Source organism: Emticicia sp. CRIBPO (assembly GCF_009905725.1).
GTDB lineage: Bacteria > Bacteroidota > Bacteroidia > Cytophagales > Spirosomataceae > Leadbetterella.
This window is the reverse complement of the sequence record NZ_JAAAKV010000015.1, coordinates 1-18,227: the sequence shown is the minus strand read 5'-3', so window position 1 is coordinate 18,227 and position 18,227 is coordinate 1. Positions and strand designations below refer to the sequence as shown.

The 18,227-nt window shown below is 43.6% G+C and carries 12 protein-coding genes; 5 read left to right on the top strand and 7 right to left on the bottom strand.

All coding sequences use genetic code 11. The features are described from left to right. Nucleotides 1-182 precede the first annotated feature (182 nt). The 3 genes from GVN16_RS23705 to GVN16_RS23695 are packed head-to-tail and all read right to left on the bottom strand — an operon-like array spanning nt 183 to nt 4,455. Entirely contained in the window at nt 183-1,094 is a 912-nt protein-coding gene (locus tag GVN16_RS23705; protein WP_166566453.1) for an EamA/RhaT family transporter, read from the bottom strand. Nucleotides 1,095-1,103: 9 nt separating this feature from the next. Next, a complete protein-coding gene (locus GVN16_RS23700) occupies nt 1,104-3,482 on the bottom strand; it encodes a hypothetical protein (protein ID WP_166566452.1) in 2,379 nt (792 codons plus the stop codon). Then, the gene (locus GVN16_RS23695; RefSeq protein WP_166566451.1) at nt 3,421-4,455 is read right to left on the bottom strand and encodes a hypothetical protein; all 1,035 of its coding nucleotides are present in this window, start codon (nt 4,453-4,455) and stop codon (nt 3,421-3,423) included. Before GVN16_RS23695 ends, GVN16_RS23700 begins: the two co-directional genes overlap by 62 nt. 153 nt (nt 4,456-4,608) lie before the next feature. Between GVN16_RS23695 and GVN16_RS23690 the strand changes: the two genes are divergently transcribed. The 3 genes from GVN16_RS23690 to GVN16_RS23680 all read left to right on the top strand — a co-directional run bounded on the left by GVN16_RS23690 (nt 4,609) and on the right by GVN16_RS23680 (nt 7,968). Further along, nucleotides 4,609-6,432 carry an ABC transporter ATP-binding protein gene (locus GVN16_RS23690; protein ID WP_166566450.1) on the top strand — a complete coding sequence of 608 codons (1,824 nt, stop codon included), beginning with the start codon at nt 4,609-4,611 and terminating at the stop codon, nt 6,430-6,432. Nucleotides 6,433-6,681: 249 nt separating this feature from the next. Further along, on the top strand, nt 6,682-7,419 hold the full coding sequence (locus GVN16_RS23685; RefSeq protein WP_166566449.1) for an ABC transporter ATP-binding protein: 738 nt from the start codon (nt 6,682-6,684) through the stop codon (nt 7,417-7,419). Between the two features lie 57 nt (nt 7,420-7,476). Beyond that, a complete protein-coding gene (locus GVN16_RS23680; protein ID WP_166566448.1) occupies nt 7,477-7,968 on the top strand; it encodes a DUF2911 domain-containing protein in 492 nt (163 codons plus the stop codon). Between the two features lie 125 nt (nt 7,969-8,093). On the opposite strand, the gene GVN16_RS23675 is transcribed toward GVN16_RS23680, so the two are convergent. Continuing rightward, complete coding sequence (locus GVN16_RS23675) at nt 8,094-9,038, bottom strand: D-2-hydroxyacid dehydrogenase (protein WP_166566447.1); 945 nt, start codon at nt 9,036-9,038, stop codon at nt 8,094-8,096. Between the two features lie 125 nt (nt 9,039-9,163). Here GVN16_RS23675 and GVN16_RS23670 point away from each other — a divergent pair, with 125 nt between their 5' ends. Then, nucleotides 9,164-11,554 (top strand): glycosyl hydrolase family 95 catalytic domain-containing protein, encoded by a 2,391-nt coding sequence (locus GVN16_RS23670; RefSeq protein ID WP_166566446.1) that lies wholly within the window; start codon nt 9,164-9,166, stop codon nt 11,552-11,554. A 48-nt stretch (nt 11,555-11,602) separates the two neighbouring features. Here GVN16_RS23670 and GVN16_RS23665 read toward each other — a convergent pair whose 3' ends face one another. The 3 genes from GVN16_RS23665 to GVN16_RS23655 all read right to left on the bottom strand — a co-directional run bounded on the left by GVN16_RS23665 (nt 11,603) and on the right by GVN16_RS23655 (nt 15,977). Beyond that, entirely contained in the window at nt 11,603-14,629 is a 3,027-nt protein-coding gene (locus GVN16_RS23665) for a glycoside hydrolase family 3 N-terminal domain-containing protein (protein ID WP_166566445.1), read from the bottom strand. Nucleotides 14,630-14,800: 171 nt separating this feature from the next. Further along, nucleotides 14,801-15,508 (bottom strand): hypothetical protein, encoded by a 708-nt coding sequence (locus tag GVN16_RS23660; RefSeq protein WP_166566444.1) that lies wholly within the window; start codon nt 15,506-15,508, stop codon nt 14,801-14,803. A 43-nt stretch (nt 15,509-15,551) separates the two neighbouring features. Further along, the gene (locus GVN16_RS23655; protein ID WP_205748971.1) at nt 15,552-15,977 is read right to left on the bottom strand and encodes a DUF2141 domain-containing protein; all 426 of its coding nucleotides are present in this window, start codon (nt 15,975-15,977) and stop codon (nt 15,552-15,554) included. Nucleotides 15,978-16,277: 300 nt separating this feature from the next. Between GVN16_RS23655 and GVN16_RS23650 the strand changes: the two genes are divergently transcribed. Further along, a complete protein-coding gene (locus GVN16_RS23650; RefSeq protein ID WP_166566443.1) occupies nt 16,278-17,897 on the top strand; it encodes an ABC-F family ATP-binding cassette domain-containing protein in 1,620 nt (539 codons plus the stop codon). The last annotated feature ends 330 nt before the right edge of the window (nt 17,898-18,227 follow it).

Below are 18,227 nucleotides of genomic sequence, written 5' to 3'. Positions count from 1 at the left end.
AACTTTTGAAAAGTCAAAAAGGACGCAAAGATACTTAAATTTGCAGAAACTCTAAAATGATTCTTTAAATCTCCTTAAAAATCATTCCATTCATTCATCTTTTTTTGAGTTTTATGCTCCGATTTTAACGCAGTATGTCAAATCACAAGGATATTATTTCTGAATTAGTTCAAAATAAAAGGTCAATAACTCATAATTTCCTGGTAAGAAATGAGAATAATGGCCAGAAGTGCCAGAAATAAACCAAAACGGTTGAAGCTGCTGATCTTTTCTTTGAAAAACAGAAAAGCAACCAGGCTGGAACCCAGAATAACCCCGATATTATAGATCGGATACACAAAAGCTCCGCTGTTTCCGAACTGACTCAGGGCCAGAATCAGGAAATAGAAGGACAGGAAATTGGGGATACCGAGACTCACACCGCCCACGAGACTTTTCAGTTCTATCTTCTCGGTGCCTTTGAAGAGTCTGAAAATCAGAACGACAAACCCGCTGATCAGAGCCCCGAAAATCATGACAAGCGTAACAGGTACGGTTTGTTCGGGATTTGGAATGTAGTGGATGTTCAGATAGTTGACGACGGTATTGGTGATGCCGTACATGAGAAAAACAGAAAGGGTAACGCCTCCTGAGTACCAGAACGATTTCCATTCAAAAACCTTTTTTTCGCCTGTCGAAGGTTTGTAGGTAGCTGCCGCGACGGCTACGATGGCCAAAACAAGGCCCAGGTAATTCCAGTTGTCAAAAACCTTGTTCTGGCTTTTGAACACAAATAAACTGAAAAGTACCGGAATGACGAGCGAGATGTTATTGGCCAGAGAGGTAATGGTAATGCCTACCTGCTGTGTTGAGATGCCGGATAGCAGAAAGGTAACAATAAACCCAACCCCCAAAGCCAGGCAATACCAGGTCCAGTTCTGGGAAAGATCAAGGCTGAAATGCTGCCCCTCGGGCATGAGGGCCATACCGATCAGGAAACAAACCGGGTAATTGAACACAATGGCTTGAAAGGTGTTCACCGAATACTTCGGGAATATCCGGAAGTTAATCAGTAAAAGGACAGAAAGAGCGATGCTCCCGATCAGGTAAATCATATATGCTGGTTATTTTAGATAGGCAGAGTAGGTTTCGCATTCTTTCAATATCATTTTCTGATACTGGGTTTCACGATAGGTCGTTTTCAATTTTTCAAAGAATGTCCTGAAGCCGGGCAACTCGTTGGCTACCATCTTTTTATAATAGTCATCTATTTCTTTTTCGTCATAGGTATCCGGTCTTCCTTCGTAATATTTGATCAGGTACTGGTTGCGTTCACACAAGGCTCCGGCGTAACAGATTTTTGCCCCGAGTTCAGCATTCGGATTAGCAGCAAGTGCTTTTTCAAAATAGCTCCTGGCTTTTTCCGTGGTATAGTAATCTTCTTTATGAACTTCTCCGTATTCCAGTTCATAACTGCTTTTTTCTCTTTTGATCAGAAGCCAGGCATTGCCGTGATAGCTGAGATTGTATTGGCCTACACCCAATTGGTACCACGCCTCGGCGTTACCTGGATTCTGCTCCGTTTGTTTTTTGTAAAGGGCCATGTTTTTCAGAAAAGACAGAACGTCATCGCCTACAGGTTTTTTGCCGTTGATCTGTGTTGGAGATTCTTTGAAATATTCACCAAACTGGGCATTGAGAAGCGTTTCTTCCGGAACTTTGGTCACTACCTCTGCAGCCTGCTGGTAGGCTCCGTCTGTGGTCAGCCTCCTGACCAGGGCAAGGTTAAGATCGTCGGTCTTCAGGCCGGCCAGTGCCACCAGCTTTTTGTCGTTCTCTGTTTTAGGTACAAAGGCAATCACTTTTCTCAGAAAAGCAGCGGAACAGGTATCAATAAACTTTATTTTCGATTCACTGAACTGGTAACCATACTCACCCGGAGGCAAGGCCCCGATATTCGCGGCCAGGAAAGCCTTGATTTCATTGCCGGGTGCTTTGTCTTGCTTGTCAGAACTGGTACACGACTTCAGCCATCCGCCTTTTTTCTTTACCTTTTCACCTTTTCCGGCATAGAAATCCGAAAGTTTTTTGGAAGCATTGACCAGCACTATATTGTCCCTGAAATTCTGAACGTCCTTAAGCCCTTCGACTTTTTGAATGAGGAAAGCTTCATTTTCAGCATTCATGGTCTTATCAGCCAGTTCTATTTCCAGGAAGTCCATCTGCCTGATCAGGTATGGGTTGCTGATTTTCTCTTTTTTTACCTCTTCAATGTATTTTTTGGCCTGTTCATTCTCGTGGTTCAGATAAGAGAGATAAGCTGCAGAAGCCAGCCAGAACTGGTTTGATTTTGCTTTTTTGTCTTTGATGACCGTGTTAATAAAATCGAAAATCTCTTTAAAATAATCAGACGACTTGTCTTCAGCCGCTTTTACTTTCTTAGGATCAACGTTATAATTGTCATCGTTAAACTCGCCGTAGTTATTAAATGACTCCGCGTTTTTAGATGCGAAAAAACCGTATTCGTTTTTGTTGATCTCCCTGGCGGTCACCAGTTCCAGCATCGGATGCTGAGGATCAATGGCGTATATTTTTTTGACCAGCGACATGCCGTCCTGGAACGGCTGAATAGCCCACAGGGTATAAACGGCCGCTTTCTCCTGGTCATTTTTACAGAAACCGAGAGCTTCTTCAAACTTTGGTTTTTCCAGACGTCTTACACTCAGGTCTGCCTGGTATCTTTTGGAAGGGCAGGTTTCAAACACCTGTGCAAACTCACAAATGGCCTGGGGCACGTCTCCCGCGTTCATCATCACGCCTGCTTTACGGCTGCGGGCCCATCCGCTGATAAATGTTTTGTTCTTTATCGGCACTACCAGCGTTTCATAATCCTTGATAGCCTGCTCAGGTTTGGCCGTTACCGCTGCCAGCCTGACGGTTTGAAAAGCATATCTTTCCTTAACAAAATCACTTTTAACACTTGAAAAACGGGCCTTTGAAGTAGCATAGAGATTTTTAAGGGCAGCTGTATCTGCCGGAAGGGTTTCGTCCCAGTAATTTTCTTTTAAAGGGATACTTCTATCTATTTCAGAACAGAATTTGAGGTATTCAGCCGCTTCTGTGTCTCCGTGAGACTTTACTTTGGCAATGAGGCTTTCCATGGCCTGTTTTTCATAAAGGCCTTTTTTGATTTCCGCAAAACTGATTTTATCATCGAGGTATTTCTTCCAGGCTTCTATATTGACGGAGTCGTCAAAATGCGTGGCCGGTTGGTTTTCGTAAGCATCTTCGTTCAGAAACAGCGGGGTATAAATGTATTTCTGTGTATTCTCAGGGTTTGTAGCATTTTCCGGATAGAAAAAACTGTAAAACTCCCCGAAATCAAGCGGCATCGGTCCACAGGCGAGAATGATAAATACCGCAAGGAGCTTAAGGGCTTTTTTAGTTTTCGGCGAATAATTCTTCCAGTTGGTTGAGGCTGTAGTTTTTAACGGATTTTTCATCAAGATGATAGATTATGATACTTAAGTTCTTATTTCTCAGTTTTGTTGTTACATTTTTTTTGATTTCCAGGATGTCTTCAAAAGAAGCCCTCTCATGTCTGAAAACATCTCCTTTCCTGAACGATACATCTGTGTAAACGGTATCTTTTGTACAAACAAAAATAGCAGGATTTGTAGTTTTTTTTAAGAAATCAAGAGCATTTAAATTTTCGGACGTCTGCTCTTTGATAAAATGTAGAAAAACCGAGTTCCTGTACACGAGCGTTTGCTCAAAAACAGGAAGAGCAATGTCAAGATCCAAAGGGTAGTCAGGAAGATTATCAAGGTACTGACCAATGATATTAAGATCAAAAAGGGAGTTTTTGGTGCGGATATTTCTCCAGTCGCCTGTATTGTAAATCATCAGCGTGCCCCGGTCTGCTGGGGGAACGCCGGTGATGTCCGGGAATTTGACTTGGTGCAGCCGGATGGTGACTGAAAGTTTTTTATCTGCCGGGAGACCTTCTTTGATCCGGCTCAGTAACCTGAAATACTTTTTCCGGGTTGATTTTGACCAGTCACAGTCTATCTGGATTTCATGGTATCTGATGTGGTTTGCGGAGGCTATCGCATTGATTTTCTGAACAATATTTTCGGCCAGCGGCTCTATTTCATTTTGCGGGCTTAGCTCGAGGGTTTTATTGGTAATAAAAACCGTTGGAATTATTTCACGGTCAGGTGTTGTTTTAAGGACAACGGTGGCTTTGGGTGTGGCCCTGTATGTAACAGGTTCAAGGTCGACATCAAAAAAATGAAGATATAGTTTATTGACTTTCAGTTTTTCAAGATATTCTTTTTCAGCAGGTTGAAGGTCAAAAATGGTTTTCCAATGATAAAATGCACGGCTGACAGATAGTTTTTCTTCCGGGGCAGTGCAGGATAACAAGCCGCTTGTAAAAATGAAAACCAGGTTGAATAAAATGCACTTTCGCATAAAATAGAGTTTAAGGTTTTAAATCTAACCTATTTTAATGAAATTTGTGCCGTTTTTCGGCAACACCCGGAGTACAAGATATAAAAATACAAATTAGTTAATTGAGTTTCAGGTCTCTCAGGATGGAGGCCTTTTAACTTTCCAAATTCCAGCATGAAAGTCTACTTTACTATCCTCCGGTATGCCGGAAACCTGAGAAAATTCATTATCCCGTTTGCGATAACCTCCCTGATTGCCGGTGTTTTCGGTGTTCTTAACTTCGTTTTGCTTAAACCACTGATGGACATCCTGTTCGGGCAGGTCGGTCCTGAAAAATTGCAGGAAATGGCCGCTCTGCCGGTTTCTTATAACATCAGCGATTTGTTTTACGGTACTTTCGCCCGGATTTCCATAGAGCATGGCAAGATCGGAGCCCTGCAGTTTGTTTGTGGGACGATCGTCTGCGGTATCCTGATTTCCAATGTATTCCGTTACCTCAGTTTACGCTTACTGGAAGGTTTCAAAGTCAACATGGTGGCTAACCTTCGCCAGGCGGTTTTTGGCAAAGCCATTAATCTGAACCTTGGGTTTTTCAGCAACGAACGTAAAGGAGATCTCATTTCAAGGATCATCACCGATGTGCAGGAGGTTGAAAATTCAATTGCGAACACCTTTTCGGCAGCCATTAAAGAGCTGATCCTGCTGGTCTCTTACCTCATCACCCTTTTTGTGATGTCATGGCATCTTACTTTATTTTCACTGATTATTATACCGATAACAGGTGGTTTTCTGGGAGTGACACTCAAAAGAATGAGACACAACGCCGGAGACAGCCAGGAAAGGCTCGGGAATCTGCTCAGTCTGATGGACGAGGCTTTCGGTGGAATGCGGGTGATCAAAGCGTTTGTGGCCGAAAACTTTATCCAGAATAAATTCAGGTTTGAAAACCAGGCTTATAAAAAGTCATTGTTTGCCTACGCCTCAAAAAGAGAACTGGCCAACCCGTTTTCTGAAGTGATCAGCGTGACGATGGTAGCCGGCTTGCTTTTGTTCGGAGGAAGCATGATCCTGAACAACGACGGTCTTTTGGAGGCATCCGCATTCATTACTTATATTGCTATTTTCTCGCAAGTGGTCAGACCGGCCAAAGAAATAGCCCAGGCTTTTAGTTCGGCACAAAGAGGGTTGGCTTCCGGTCAGAGAATCCTGGACCTGATCAATCAGCGTTCTGAAATTGTAGACGATACGCATGCCGTTGAAGTGAAGTCATTTGAAAAAGCCATAGAATTTAAAAATGTCAGTTTTTCCTATGCTGCTGACAGAGAGATACTGAGCGATATTAATTTTAAACTGGAGAAAGGTAAAACAGTAGCCCTGGTGGGTTCGTCGGGTGGAGGTAAGTCTACAATCGCCGACCTGATTCCAAGGTTTTATGATGTAACGGGCGGAGCCATCACTTTTGACGGTAAAGATATCCGCGAAATCTCACAGAAATCGCTGAGAGGGAGAATGGGTATTGTAACCCAGGAACCCATCCTGTTTAATGATACCATTTTTAATAACATCGCTTTTGGTTTTGAAGTACCTGAGACTTCTATCGTAAGGGCGGCCAAAATTGCCAATGCTCACGAGTTTATTGTCAATCAGCCGGATGGTTATCAAACGGTGATCGGAGACCGGGGAACCAAGCTTTCGGGCGGACAACGCCAGAGGATTTCCATTGCCAGGGCTATTTTACATAATCCGCCGATCCTGATTCTTGACGAAGCCACTTCTGCCCTGGACACGGAATCTGAAAAACTGGTACAGGATGCTCTGGTGCAGCTGATGAAAAACAGGACCACGCTGGTCATTGCCCACCGTCTGAGCACAATTCAGAATGCAGACGAAATCCTGGTCATCCATCAGGGTAAAATCATAGAAAGAGGCCGACACGATGAGCTGGCCGCTATAGAAGACGGTTTCTACAAGAAACTGGTTACCATGCAGGAATTATAAATTCAGGTTATTGACATTTTTAGATACGCACGGCCGTGCGTATCTAAAAATCAATCAAAAAATCAGCCCGGATTCCGGAAGATCTGAGCACACGAACCAAGCCCTCCGGAGAGCTTCAGCCATGACGCTTTACCGACCATCAAGCCTTCATAGCCATCCATCCGTTAATTTTATCATTAGTAGAAAAATAATATCTGTGAAGATGATTTAATGATACATTTGTTTCCGGAAAGTCTAATGCAGAAATAAATGAAAATAATCGAGACCGATCATATTTCGAAAAGGTACATCATGGGTGCTGAAGTCGTTGACGCTTTAAAAAGCGTGACCATCAGTATAAACAAAGGCGAATATGTGGCATTTATGGGACCTTCAGGTTCCGGAAAATCTACGTTAATGAACATTGTAGGATGCCTTGATTCCCCTACAGGCGGCACTTATGTCCTTAATGGCAAGGATGTCAGCAGCATGACGGAGAACGAGCTCGCCGAAGTACGTAACAAGGAAATCGGTTTTGTATTCCAGACATTTAACCTTTTGCCGAGACAATCTTCCCTTGAAAACGTAGCCCTGCCGCTGATCTACGCAGGTTATGGAAAAGCAGCCAGAACAGAAAAAGCCCAGAAGGTACTGGCGAGTGTAGGCCTGGGAGACCGGTCGTTGCACAAGCCCAATGAGCTGTCGGGTGGTCAGAGGCAACGTGTGGCTGTGGCCAGGGCTTTGGTCAATGATCCGAGTATCCTGCTGGCCGATGAGCCTACCGGTAACCTGGACACCAAAACTTCCTATGAGATCATGGAGCTTTTTAATGAGATCCATGCCAAGGGCAATACCATCATCATGGTAACACACGAAGAAGACATTGCGATGTATGCCCACAGGATTGTGAGGCTAAGGGATGGATTGATAGAGTCTGATGTGGTCAATCCGAATCCTACGAACCCGAGAGAGATGGCCGAAAAGATGAAAGAAAAAATAAAGCATTGATTTGTTCGTTCTAAGGGTGCGTATATATTAAACAACAAAATAAACGACATTCTTGAAATGAAAAAAGTCCTATTGTTTTTGAGTGCTATTCTTTTCGTAAGCACCGTGCATGCTCAGTCACCGGCTAGTCCACTCGTTACTTCAGAAAGCCAGAACATCAAAATTTCTTACAGTCAACCTTCTAAAAAAGGCCGTGAAATCTTCGGAACCCTGGTGCCTTTCGACCAGGTCTGGCGTACAGGTGCCAACATGGGTACCGAAATCACCTTTGCTAAAGACGTTAATTTCGGAGGTAAAAGTGTTAAGGCAGGTACTTATACCCTTTTCTCTATTCCGGGAGAAAAAGAATGGACGGTTATCCTGAATCCTGAATTGAAGCAGATGGGATCGTCTAATTATGGCAGTATCAAAGAAAAAAATATTGCTGAAGTAAAAGTAAAACCAGCTAAAACTTCCGCCGTTCAGGAGAAATTACTGATCAACTCAGATAACACCAGCCTGACCATCACATGGGATATGACCACCGTGAGCGTTCCGTTGAAATTCTGAGAAAATAATATTCAAAGAAAAAAAGGTAGCTTATCCGGAACTCCGGAAGCTACCTTTTTTATTGATGTCACTCCAGAATTTAATATTCCTTACATTCTATCATTCACTCATTCAGACATTAAACACTAACTCACCACATTCTTCGGACTTCCAGCCATGAAGGCTTCGATGTTATCAATCACAATCTGCATCAGTTTTTTCCTTGCTTCGAGGGTTGCCCAGGCTATATGCGGACTGATTTTGCAGTTTTTGGCTTTCAGCAAGGGTTGGTCTGCAGACGGAGGTTCAACCGTCAATACGTCCAAAGCCGCACCCGCAATTTTTTCTTCGTTCAAAGCTTCCGCCAGATCAGATTCATGAATCAGCCCACCCCTTGACGTGTTAATCAGAAAGGCCGTTTTCTTCATCTTGCTGATGTTCTCCTTGTTAATGAAGGCCTCGTTTTCAGGTGTTAGCGGACAGTGGAGGCTGAGGTAATCGCTTTGAGATAAGACCTCATCAAGTGATACTTCTGTAACGCCCTTTTCCTGTTCTTTCATCGGTGTTTTTTTATGGACCAGGATTTCCATCTCAAAGGCCTTGGCTATCTGGGCTACTTTTTTGCCGATGTCACCATAACCGATCAGGCCCAGTTTCTTTCCGGCCAATTCTGTCAGCGTAAAATCATAATAACAAAAATCAGGTGTAGCCACCCATTTTTGAGGATCAGCATGTTCGGCCAGGCGATTGGCAAAGGCAAGAATCATCGCAAAAGTCTGCTGGGCTACAGACATGGAGCTGTAGTTTTTGGCATTAGTAACTATAATGTTTCTTTTCCTGGCAGCTTCAATATCAATAATGTTGTATCCCGTAGCCGTTACGCCAATGTATTTAAGACGTGGCAACTGACTCAGAATATCTTCGCCCAACTTCACTTTATTGGTCAGGATAATATCTGCTTCTGCTGCTCTTTCAACGATTTGTTCTTTTGATGTTCTAGGATAGGCAGTGTAATCTCCGAGGGTAAAAAGCCTGGAAGCATCAAGTTCTTCCAGATGGACGGTGTAATCGTCGAGGTAAACTATTTTCATTTTAATTTCTGGTTTGAATACTGCAAATTAAGACTGATAATTTAAAAAGCAGGGGATTTTAATTCATTTCCTGAAAACTATGTCAAAAAAGGCTATTTTTGTGAACAATCATTTATTCAATTTCTATGAAAAAAATTACCCTTACTTTTTTTGGGTTACTGATGTCTTTTGTGTCATTTTCTCAAAAGCAGGCCAACCTGAAACTTTGGTACAACAAACCTGCCGAGTATTTTGAAGAAACGCTGGTGTTAGGAAACGGGAAAGCCGGAGCCACGGTTTTCGGCGGAAATACCACCGATAAAATCTTTCTGAATGACATCACCCTCTGGTCCGGAGAACCCGTCAATCCCAACATGAACCCGGAAGCCTACAAGTTTATGCCGGCCATCAGGGAAGCCCTGAAAAACGAAAAATACAAAGTGGCTGACTCCCTGATGAGAAAACTGCAGGGGAAATACTCAGAGTCTTTTGCTCCTTTGGGAACATTTTATATCGATTTTAAAGATAAAACTGCCGCCAGCAGTTATTATCGTGAACTCAGCCTTAACGAAGCAGTCGTTAAAATCAACTCGGAAAAATCAGGAGCTAAAATAACGCGTGAATACCTGGCCTCTTACCCGGATAATATCATCGCCATTAAAGTGACCTCGACTTTGCCGCTTGATTTTGACATCAGGCAAAACAGCTTGCTTAATCACAAAACTGAGGCCGCCGGCGGGCAACTCAAAATGTCGGGCAGAGCACCCATCAAAGCAGATCCGTCCTATCATAACAAAAACGGCAAAAATGCCGTGGTTTTTGAACCCGGCCGCGGAACAGCGTTTGTCAGCCTGGCCAGGATCATCCCCAAAGATGGAAAACAGGTAGCGTCAGACTCTACCATTGGTATCCGCGGAACGAAAGAAGCGGTCATCCTTATTTCTATCGCCACCAGTTTCAATGGTTTTGATAAGAACCCTGCAACACAGGGTCTTGATGAGCAGGCGATTGCAAAAAAACAACTGGATGCTGCTGCAAAGAAGACTTTTGCGGTCATAAAAGCTGCCCATGTCCTGGATTATAGAAAATACTTTGACCGGGTTAAACTGGACCTGGAACCGGATCTGAGTAAAAATCTGCCTACAGATCAGAGACTGAGGGAATATGCCAAAGGCACCACGGATAAATACCTAGAAACACTTTATTTCCAATACGGAAGATACTTGCTGATTGCTTCTTCGAGGACACCGGGCGTTCCGGCGAACCTCCAGGGATTATGGAATCCGTACATGAGGCCGCCGTGGAGCAGCAATTATACCATGAACATCAATGCGGAGGAAAACTACTGGCTGGCTGAAAACACCAACCTGTCGGAATTACATCAGCCTTTCCTCGACTTTATTTCCAACCTGGAAAAAACCGGGAAAGTCACTGCCAAAACTTTCTACGGAGCCAACGGATGGACCTGTGCACACAATTCCGACATCTGGGCAATGACCAACCCTGTGGGTGATTTCGGATACGGCGACCCTGTATGGGCCAACTGGGCCATGGGCGGCACGTGGGCTTCAACGCACCTGTGGGAACATTACGCGTTTACAAAAGACAAGAAATTTCTGAAGGAATATGCTTATCCGCTGATGAGAGGAGCTGCAGAATTCTGCCTGGACATGCTGGTGGAAGACAAAGACGGCCTATTGGTGACTTCGCCTTCCAGTTCTCCGGAAAATAAGTTTACAGCTCCCGACGGCTACAGGGGAGCTACCTCATATGGTGCAACAGCCGACCTGGCCATGATTAAAGAACTTTTCATCCAGTTAATAGAAGCAACTCATATTATTGACGGAGATGTGGCATTCAGAAACAAACTGGAAAGTGCTTTAAGCAAACTGAAACCTTATCAGATCGGTAAAAAAGGCAGTTTGCAGGAATGGTACCATGATTTTGAGGAACCTGAAATACTGCATCGTCACCAGTCACACTTGTTCGGTTTATTCCCGGGTAATCACCTGAACGTCATTGAAACACCGAAACTGGCTGATGCCGCCAGGAAAACCCTCGAAATAAAAGGAGATGAAACCACCGGATGGTCAAAAGGATGGAGAATCAACCTCTGGGCAAGATTAAGAGATGGAAACCACGCTTACAAAATGTACAGGGAATTGCTGAAATATGTGGAGCCGGATGGTGTAAAGACGGACTACGCGAGAGGGGGAGGTACTTATCCTAACCTTTTTGACGCTCACCCGCCTTTCCAGATTGATGGAAACTTCGGTGGGGCGGCGGCTGTAGCTGAAATGTTGTTGCAGTCCCATGACGAACACATCTATCTTCTTCCTGCTCTTCCTGATGCCTGGTCGTCCGGCTCGGTAAAAGGATTGAGAGCCCGCGGAGGTTTTGAGATTGACATCACCTGGAAAAACGGCAAGCTGGTCTCTGCCCTTATCCATGGTAAACCGGGTGGTAAAGCCACCGTTATTTACGGAGACGTTAAGAAAGATATCGATTTGAAAGCAGGAGCTGTTTTTAAATTTTAGGAAAATATGAACCGGAATAAAAGAGAGCAGCCGGAAGGCTGCTCTCTTTTATTTGTTAATTGCTCCGTAAATCACCTCATGCACCCGTCTGCGGGTCTTGTATTGTATGATTTTATTATTATCAACACTCGGGTAAACCCTGTTGGAAAGCATGATAAAGACCAGTTCTTCGTCAGGGTCTACCCACACGACGGTTCCTGTAAATCCTGTATGCCCGAACGTATTTTTTGAGGCCATGGAGGCTACACTTGAATCATTGATCAATGGCTTGTTCCAGCCGATGCCCCGGTGGCTTTTGGTGGAAGTATTCCTCGCGAAATTCTCAATCGTGCAAGGCACCAGGTAATGAGCCCCGCCGTAAAATCCATCCTGAAGATTCATCTGAAAAAGCTTGGCCAGGTCCCAGGCAGTGCTGAAAAGGCCCGCGTGCCCGGCTACTCCACCCAGAAGGGCGGCGTTGGGGTCATGAACAGTGCCCTGTATAGAAGTATTTCTGAAAGTCTGGTCGTATTCGGTCGGAGCAATCTGTGATTTCGGGAATCTTTTCAGGGGATTGAACAAGGTAGAATTCATGCCCAGAGGCTGATAGATGTTCTGGTCCACATATTCGTCGAGCGGTTGTCCGGTTATTTTTTCTACCACCCTTTGCATCATGATCAGACCTAAATCTGAATAAACATAAGGAGCCGGGGTTATTTTGGAGCTCAAAGGACTTTCAATGATCCATTTGAAAACCGAGTCTTTGATAGATGGCTTAATATAAAGATTTTCAAAAACCTGCAGATTGCTTTCCGGAATATTCATCGCATAATAATCGCCGTCAAAACTCCCGTTCGCTTTTTTGGTCCTGGTCCAGAAAGGTATAAATGCCTTTAATCCTGCCTGATGCAGCAGAATATCTTTGATGATCAGGTTTTCTTTATTGGTACCCACCAGTTCAGGCAGATACTCCGAAGCCTTTTTGTTAACATCCAGCCTGTTCTGGTCTGAAAGTCTCATAACGGCCTGCAGGGTGGCCGCTACTTTTGTAATAGAAGCCAGGTCATATAAAGTATTATTGGTGACCGGTTCTTCGAGACCATATCTCAATTTGCCATACGACTTGTGGAAAACCACCTTGCCTTTTCTGGCGACAAGGATCTGGCAGCCGGGAAAAACATTACTACGGATGCTTTCCTGGGCTATGTTGTCAATTTCTTCCAGTTTTTTACTGTCCATCCCTACAGCTTCAGCGTCGGCATAGCCCAGTCTTCCGAGATTCCCGGAAGGAGAGGCCTCCCAGGTTTCCATATTTTTTGCGGTCGGACTCACAGGTAATTTCCCGAAAGAAGTATTCCCCCCAAAAAGTACACCCGGCATCATCTGGTGGGCTTCATCTACATCTTCATATCCGCAGACCAGTGTTTTAAATTCATCAAATAATTTTAAACTGTATGGATTACCGAAGGCACAAACCACCACTTTGGTTTTCTGGGCTATTTCACGGATAAGATCAATAGAAGAGGCTGTTACCCCAAAATTCTTTGACCCAAGGTTATGCATTTCATGCACGCTGATAACCACCACACTGTATTTGGAAGCTTCATCAGCTACCCATTTCCAGTCGGTAGAGGCAGAAGGTTTAAACGGGATCGTAAAATGTTTGAAGTTGGCATAATTGGAAAGGTTCTCCTGGAATGCGTTTCCTGACTTGGCACCGATCGCTACCGACGCAAACCGGGTAGTGTCAATATCAAAGAAAGGCAGAATCCTGATGTCATCTTTGACAATGGTGGTGGCCTTTCTGAAAATCTCTTTCTTTATTTCGACCGACTGATTGTTATTGATGTCCCTGTTGATGTTGTTGTAATCTACAGGGCGGTACTGATTTAACCCGGCCCAGTATTTTGATCTGAGAATCTTAAGGACTTTAATGTCCAGGTCAGCCACGTTAAGAGTGCTGTCGAGAAACTTCTCTTTCAGCTTATTAAATGCCACTTCAACGTTTCCGGTTTGGAGCAGTACATCATTTCCGGCTTCAAAAGCCATTACTTCTGCCGTTCCGGTCGGGTAATAGCGGGTCAATCCCCGCATGTTCAGGGCATCGGTAAAAGTCAGCCCTTCAAATTTCAAACCCTGCTGCAATGTTTCCTTAATGATCCTTTTGGATACAGAAGCAGGCATATTGATCGCATTGTCCAGATTCGGTACATAAAGGTGCCCGGTCATAATGCCGGCAATGCTGTCTGCGATCAGTTGTCTGAAGGGATACATTTCATGTTCTTCCAGGTGTTTCCGGCTGTGGTCCAGCACCGGCATGGAAAGATGGGAATCCGCATCGGTGTCACCATGCCCCGGGAAGTGTTTGGCACAGGCCATAATGCCTGCTCTCTTCATCCCCTTCGCGTAGGCTTGTGCCAGAATGGATACATTTTCTTTGGATTGCCCGAAAGACCTGAAATTAATGATCGGGTTCTGCGGGTTTGAATTAATATCAACAACCGGAGAAAAATTGATGTGGATACCGAGGCGTTTGCATTGTAATCCGATTTCATAACCCATTCGTTCTACTACTTCAGGGTCTTTGGTAGCCCCTAAAGTGATTTGTTTCGGAAAAGACACCGCATCGTCGAGACGCATACCCAGTCCCCACTCACCGTCGATACCAATCATCAGGGGTATCCTTGAGGCCGCCTGATATCTGTTGGTCAATACCGCCTGCTGAATAGGCGTTCCCTGGAAAAATATAAGTCCGCCTAATTTGAATTTTCTGACCTGCTCTTCGATTTTCCTGTATTCCTGCTCATTACGGTTTGAGAAAGTGGCCACCATAAATAGCTGACCGATCTTTTCCTCCAAGGTCATGGTAGCCAGCAAACTGTCGGCCCATCTGCTTTGTGCAGCATGAAAATCTCTGTGTTTTATGTCTTGCGGAAGTGTCTTATGATTCTTTTCATATGATAGTGTCTTATGATTCTTTTCATATGATTTTGATGTGGAATCTGGGCCTTCTTTAAAAAAACCGAACGATACAATTATTCCTAATCCCAAAGCACCGGTGAGGCCTATTTTCTTACATTTATTCTTTAAACTCATTATTATCTCCCTATTGTTCTTATCTCTTCTGAAATAGTTTATTATACAAAATAGGGGTTTTATTGAAAAAGAAAAAAACGTTTTCCGATTATTTTTAAGATAAGAACGATAAAAGCTTCCGGATAATTTTATAAATAACCCAAAGGGGAAAACTTCCTTCTGCAGGTAATCTTATTTACCTGCAGGAATGAGTTTAAACTTTACTTTGTATTTTTTAGAAATCCTGTTACCGACAATCCCTATAAGTATCCCTGGTACCACCCAGGTGGCCACCTGGTAAGCAGAAGGCAGGTTGTCCGGTAAATATCTCGGGACAATGTTGACAAAAAAAGCAGTCATAGCCGCAGCATAGGCCCCCGTCATTTTACCCGCATGGGCAAAGAACCAGTGCATTTTTGGTGCTTGCTGGAAGCCAAGGTACAGTTTGAGGTCACCATAGGCATTAAAAAGACTGACGATTCCGAAGATCACGAAGAGTATCTGAAAAACATCCTGGATATTTCCATTTAAAAATCCGTAAAAGGCGTAGCCCAGCATAACCAGTCCCGAAATTCCGATTCCAAAAGCAGCAACTTTGTCTGTCAGCGTAGGGCTGAGGCCTTTTTTCATCTGAAGCATGCGTTTTCCGGACCAGTTCGGGTAAAAACTGACGATCCCAATAGTAAGGAAGAACTGGTATTTTATTTTCTCGGGATAAAGAACAAAGAAGAGGACTGTTGTGACGAATATCCCGAACATTGCCCAATAAAAAATCAGGCCTGCCACATTGTGGGTTTTTCCTCCTTTTTTTACCGACATAGCCACCGCTCCTGTTACCAGGGAAAGAAATCCGCAAATCACATGAATGATAAGAGCATATTTAAAAATGAGCGTTTCCATAATTTGTATATATATAATGTATAGAATAGGGATAATTATATTATCAAAGTGAGAAAAGACCGATTTCAATTACCTTGTTTTCATTTACCTCAAAAGCACATTCATCAAAACTCGGAGGCCCCATCAGTGTGCTTAAGTTTGAGAACCCGAAAGGCTCGGCAGGCATTTGGCCGTTCATGTCCAGTTTCTGGTTGCCGTTCATATCCTGGAACAGGAAGATGGCGTAGCGTCCGGCAGGAATTCCTTCCAGGTTTAAGGTAATTTCCCCATCCGCTTTCACGTCCACGCTGGCGGTTTTGAAACCAGTCACTGCCGGGAAATCCTGTGAGTCTCTGGTAATGGCGGCGTACATTTTACCTGACTTTTCCATTAAACCTTTTACTACGACTTTAACGGTATAGGTTTGCTGGGCAAAACCTGAAACAGAGGCAAACAACATAAGGGCGATAAGAACGATTGATTTTTTCATTGTTTTAATTTTGTTTATTTTTTGATTGGGACAAAGGTATAGGAGGCTGTCAGGCCCATGCAAATCAAAGGGGTCTTTGACAAACCTTTGGGAAGAACAACAAAGTAAAATCCGGTTTAACAAGCTTTTGGGATGAAAAACAAAGTCCCAGAAACTTTTACAGCACCTGAAAGCGTTCCTTATATACAGGTCACGAAAACTTTAAGATTGGTTTTGTCTCTGTTTGTAGATCAAAAATCAGTATCTTTGCAGCCGTTTTTATATTCATATTCCTTCGGTTTCTAACATTAGTTTAAATAAATGCTTACAGTATCTAATCTTTCGCTTCAGTTTGGAAAGCGTGTTCTTTTTGAAGAAGTTAACTTAAAATTTGTCCCGGGTAATGTTTACGGTCTGATCGGAGCCAACGGAGCCGGCAAATCAACATTCGTAAAAATCATCTCGGGTGACATCGAACAAACTACCGGTTCTATCTCTATGGATCCGGGTGAGAGGATGTCTGTCCTTAAGCAGGATCAGAATGCCTATGATGACTATTCTGTTTTGGATACCGTCATGAGGGGCAATGAAAGACTGTATGAAATCATGCAGGAAAAAGACGCCATCTACATGAAACCTGATTTCTCTGAGGAAGATGGTAACCGGGCTGCCGACCTGGAAGCTGAGTTTGCCGAAATGAACGGCTGGGAAGCAGAATCCGATGCGGCCTCATTATTATCAGGACTGGGGGTTAAAGAAGATCTGCACTTTACCATGATGGCGGATGTCAATCCTTCTGAAAAAGTGAAGGTATTGCTGGCACAAGCTCTTTTCGGAGCACCCGACGTCCTTCTTTTAGATGAGCCTACCAACAACCTTGACATTGAGTCGATCCTCTGGCTGGAAAACTTCCTGATGAATTTCAAGAATACCGTGATCGTGGTTTCTCACGACAGGCACTTCCTGGATAATGTCTGTACCTATATTGCTGACCTTGACTTTAAGAAGATCACTTTATATGGTGGTAACTATTCATTCTGGTATGAGTCAAGCCAGTTAGCTGCACGTCAGAAAGCGGATCAGAACAAGAAGGCTGAGGATAAGAAAAAAGAGCTCGAAGATTTTATCAGGCGTTTCTCTGCCAACGTCGCTAAGTCGAAGCAGGCTACTGCCCGTCAGAAGATGATTGAGAAGCTGGACGTAACCGCTATTCAACCTTCTTCACGCCGTTATCCTTTTATCGGGTTTAAACCTGAAAGAGAAGTAGGTGATCAGATACTGGTAGTCGAAAACCTGAGCTATAAATCAGAAGAAGGTGTTTACCTGTTTAAAGACCTGAATTTCCAGGTAGCTAAAAAAGACAAGATCGCTTTCCTCAGTAAAGACGGGCTGGCCGTTTCTGCTCTTTTCGATATCCTGATGGAAAAGAAGAAGCCAACTTCAGGAACCTTCAAGTGGGGGGTAACCATTACAAAAGATTACCTGCCTAATGACAATACAGATTACTTCAGCGATGCCAGCCTCAACCTGGTGGACTGGCTCAGGCAATACTCGACTGAGAAGGACGAGACTTTTGTCAGGGGATTTTTAGGAAGGATGCTGTTTTCGGGAGAAGAAGCCCTTAAGAAATGTACGGTACTGTCGGGAGGAGAGAAGCAGCGTTGTATGTTTTCGAAGATGATGCTCTCTAACTCCAATACCTTATTATTTGATGAGCCTACCAATCACCTTGACCTGGAGTCTATCCAGGCACTCAATAAGGGGATGGAAGATTATGACAGCAACATTCTCTTTACCTGCCATGATCACCAGCTGACAAACACGGTGGCTAATCGTGTCATTGAACTGACCCCACGCGGCAGCCTTGACAAGCTGATGAGCTTTGACGACTATCTTACTGATGAACGTGTGAAAGCTCAGAGGGCTGAGATGTATAAGTAATAACTACATTATATATAAGGATGGGCTGCTGATGAAGATCGGCAGCCCGTTTTATTTTAAGGGAATCAAAGTTTTTGAAGTGTTAAGTGGTGGGTTTGATGAGAGAATGGATGATTTTAGAAATATTTTTAAAATTTATGAAGTTCTTTTTCGGAGTCAGAAAGCCCTTTGTAACGAGTTCTGGATAGGTTTTTACCAATCGGTGGTTTTTTTCTTATTTTTTTTCTATTGTTATTTCTTTGGTACAGAGGGCGTTATGGGGATGTGTTAAAATATTCACAAAAAAGTTTGTGGGAGGTTTTTGGAATTGCGGAAAAAGGTTCTACCTTT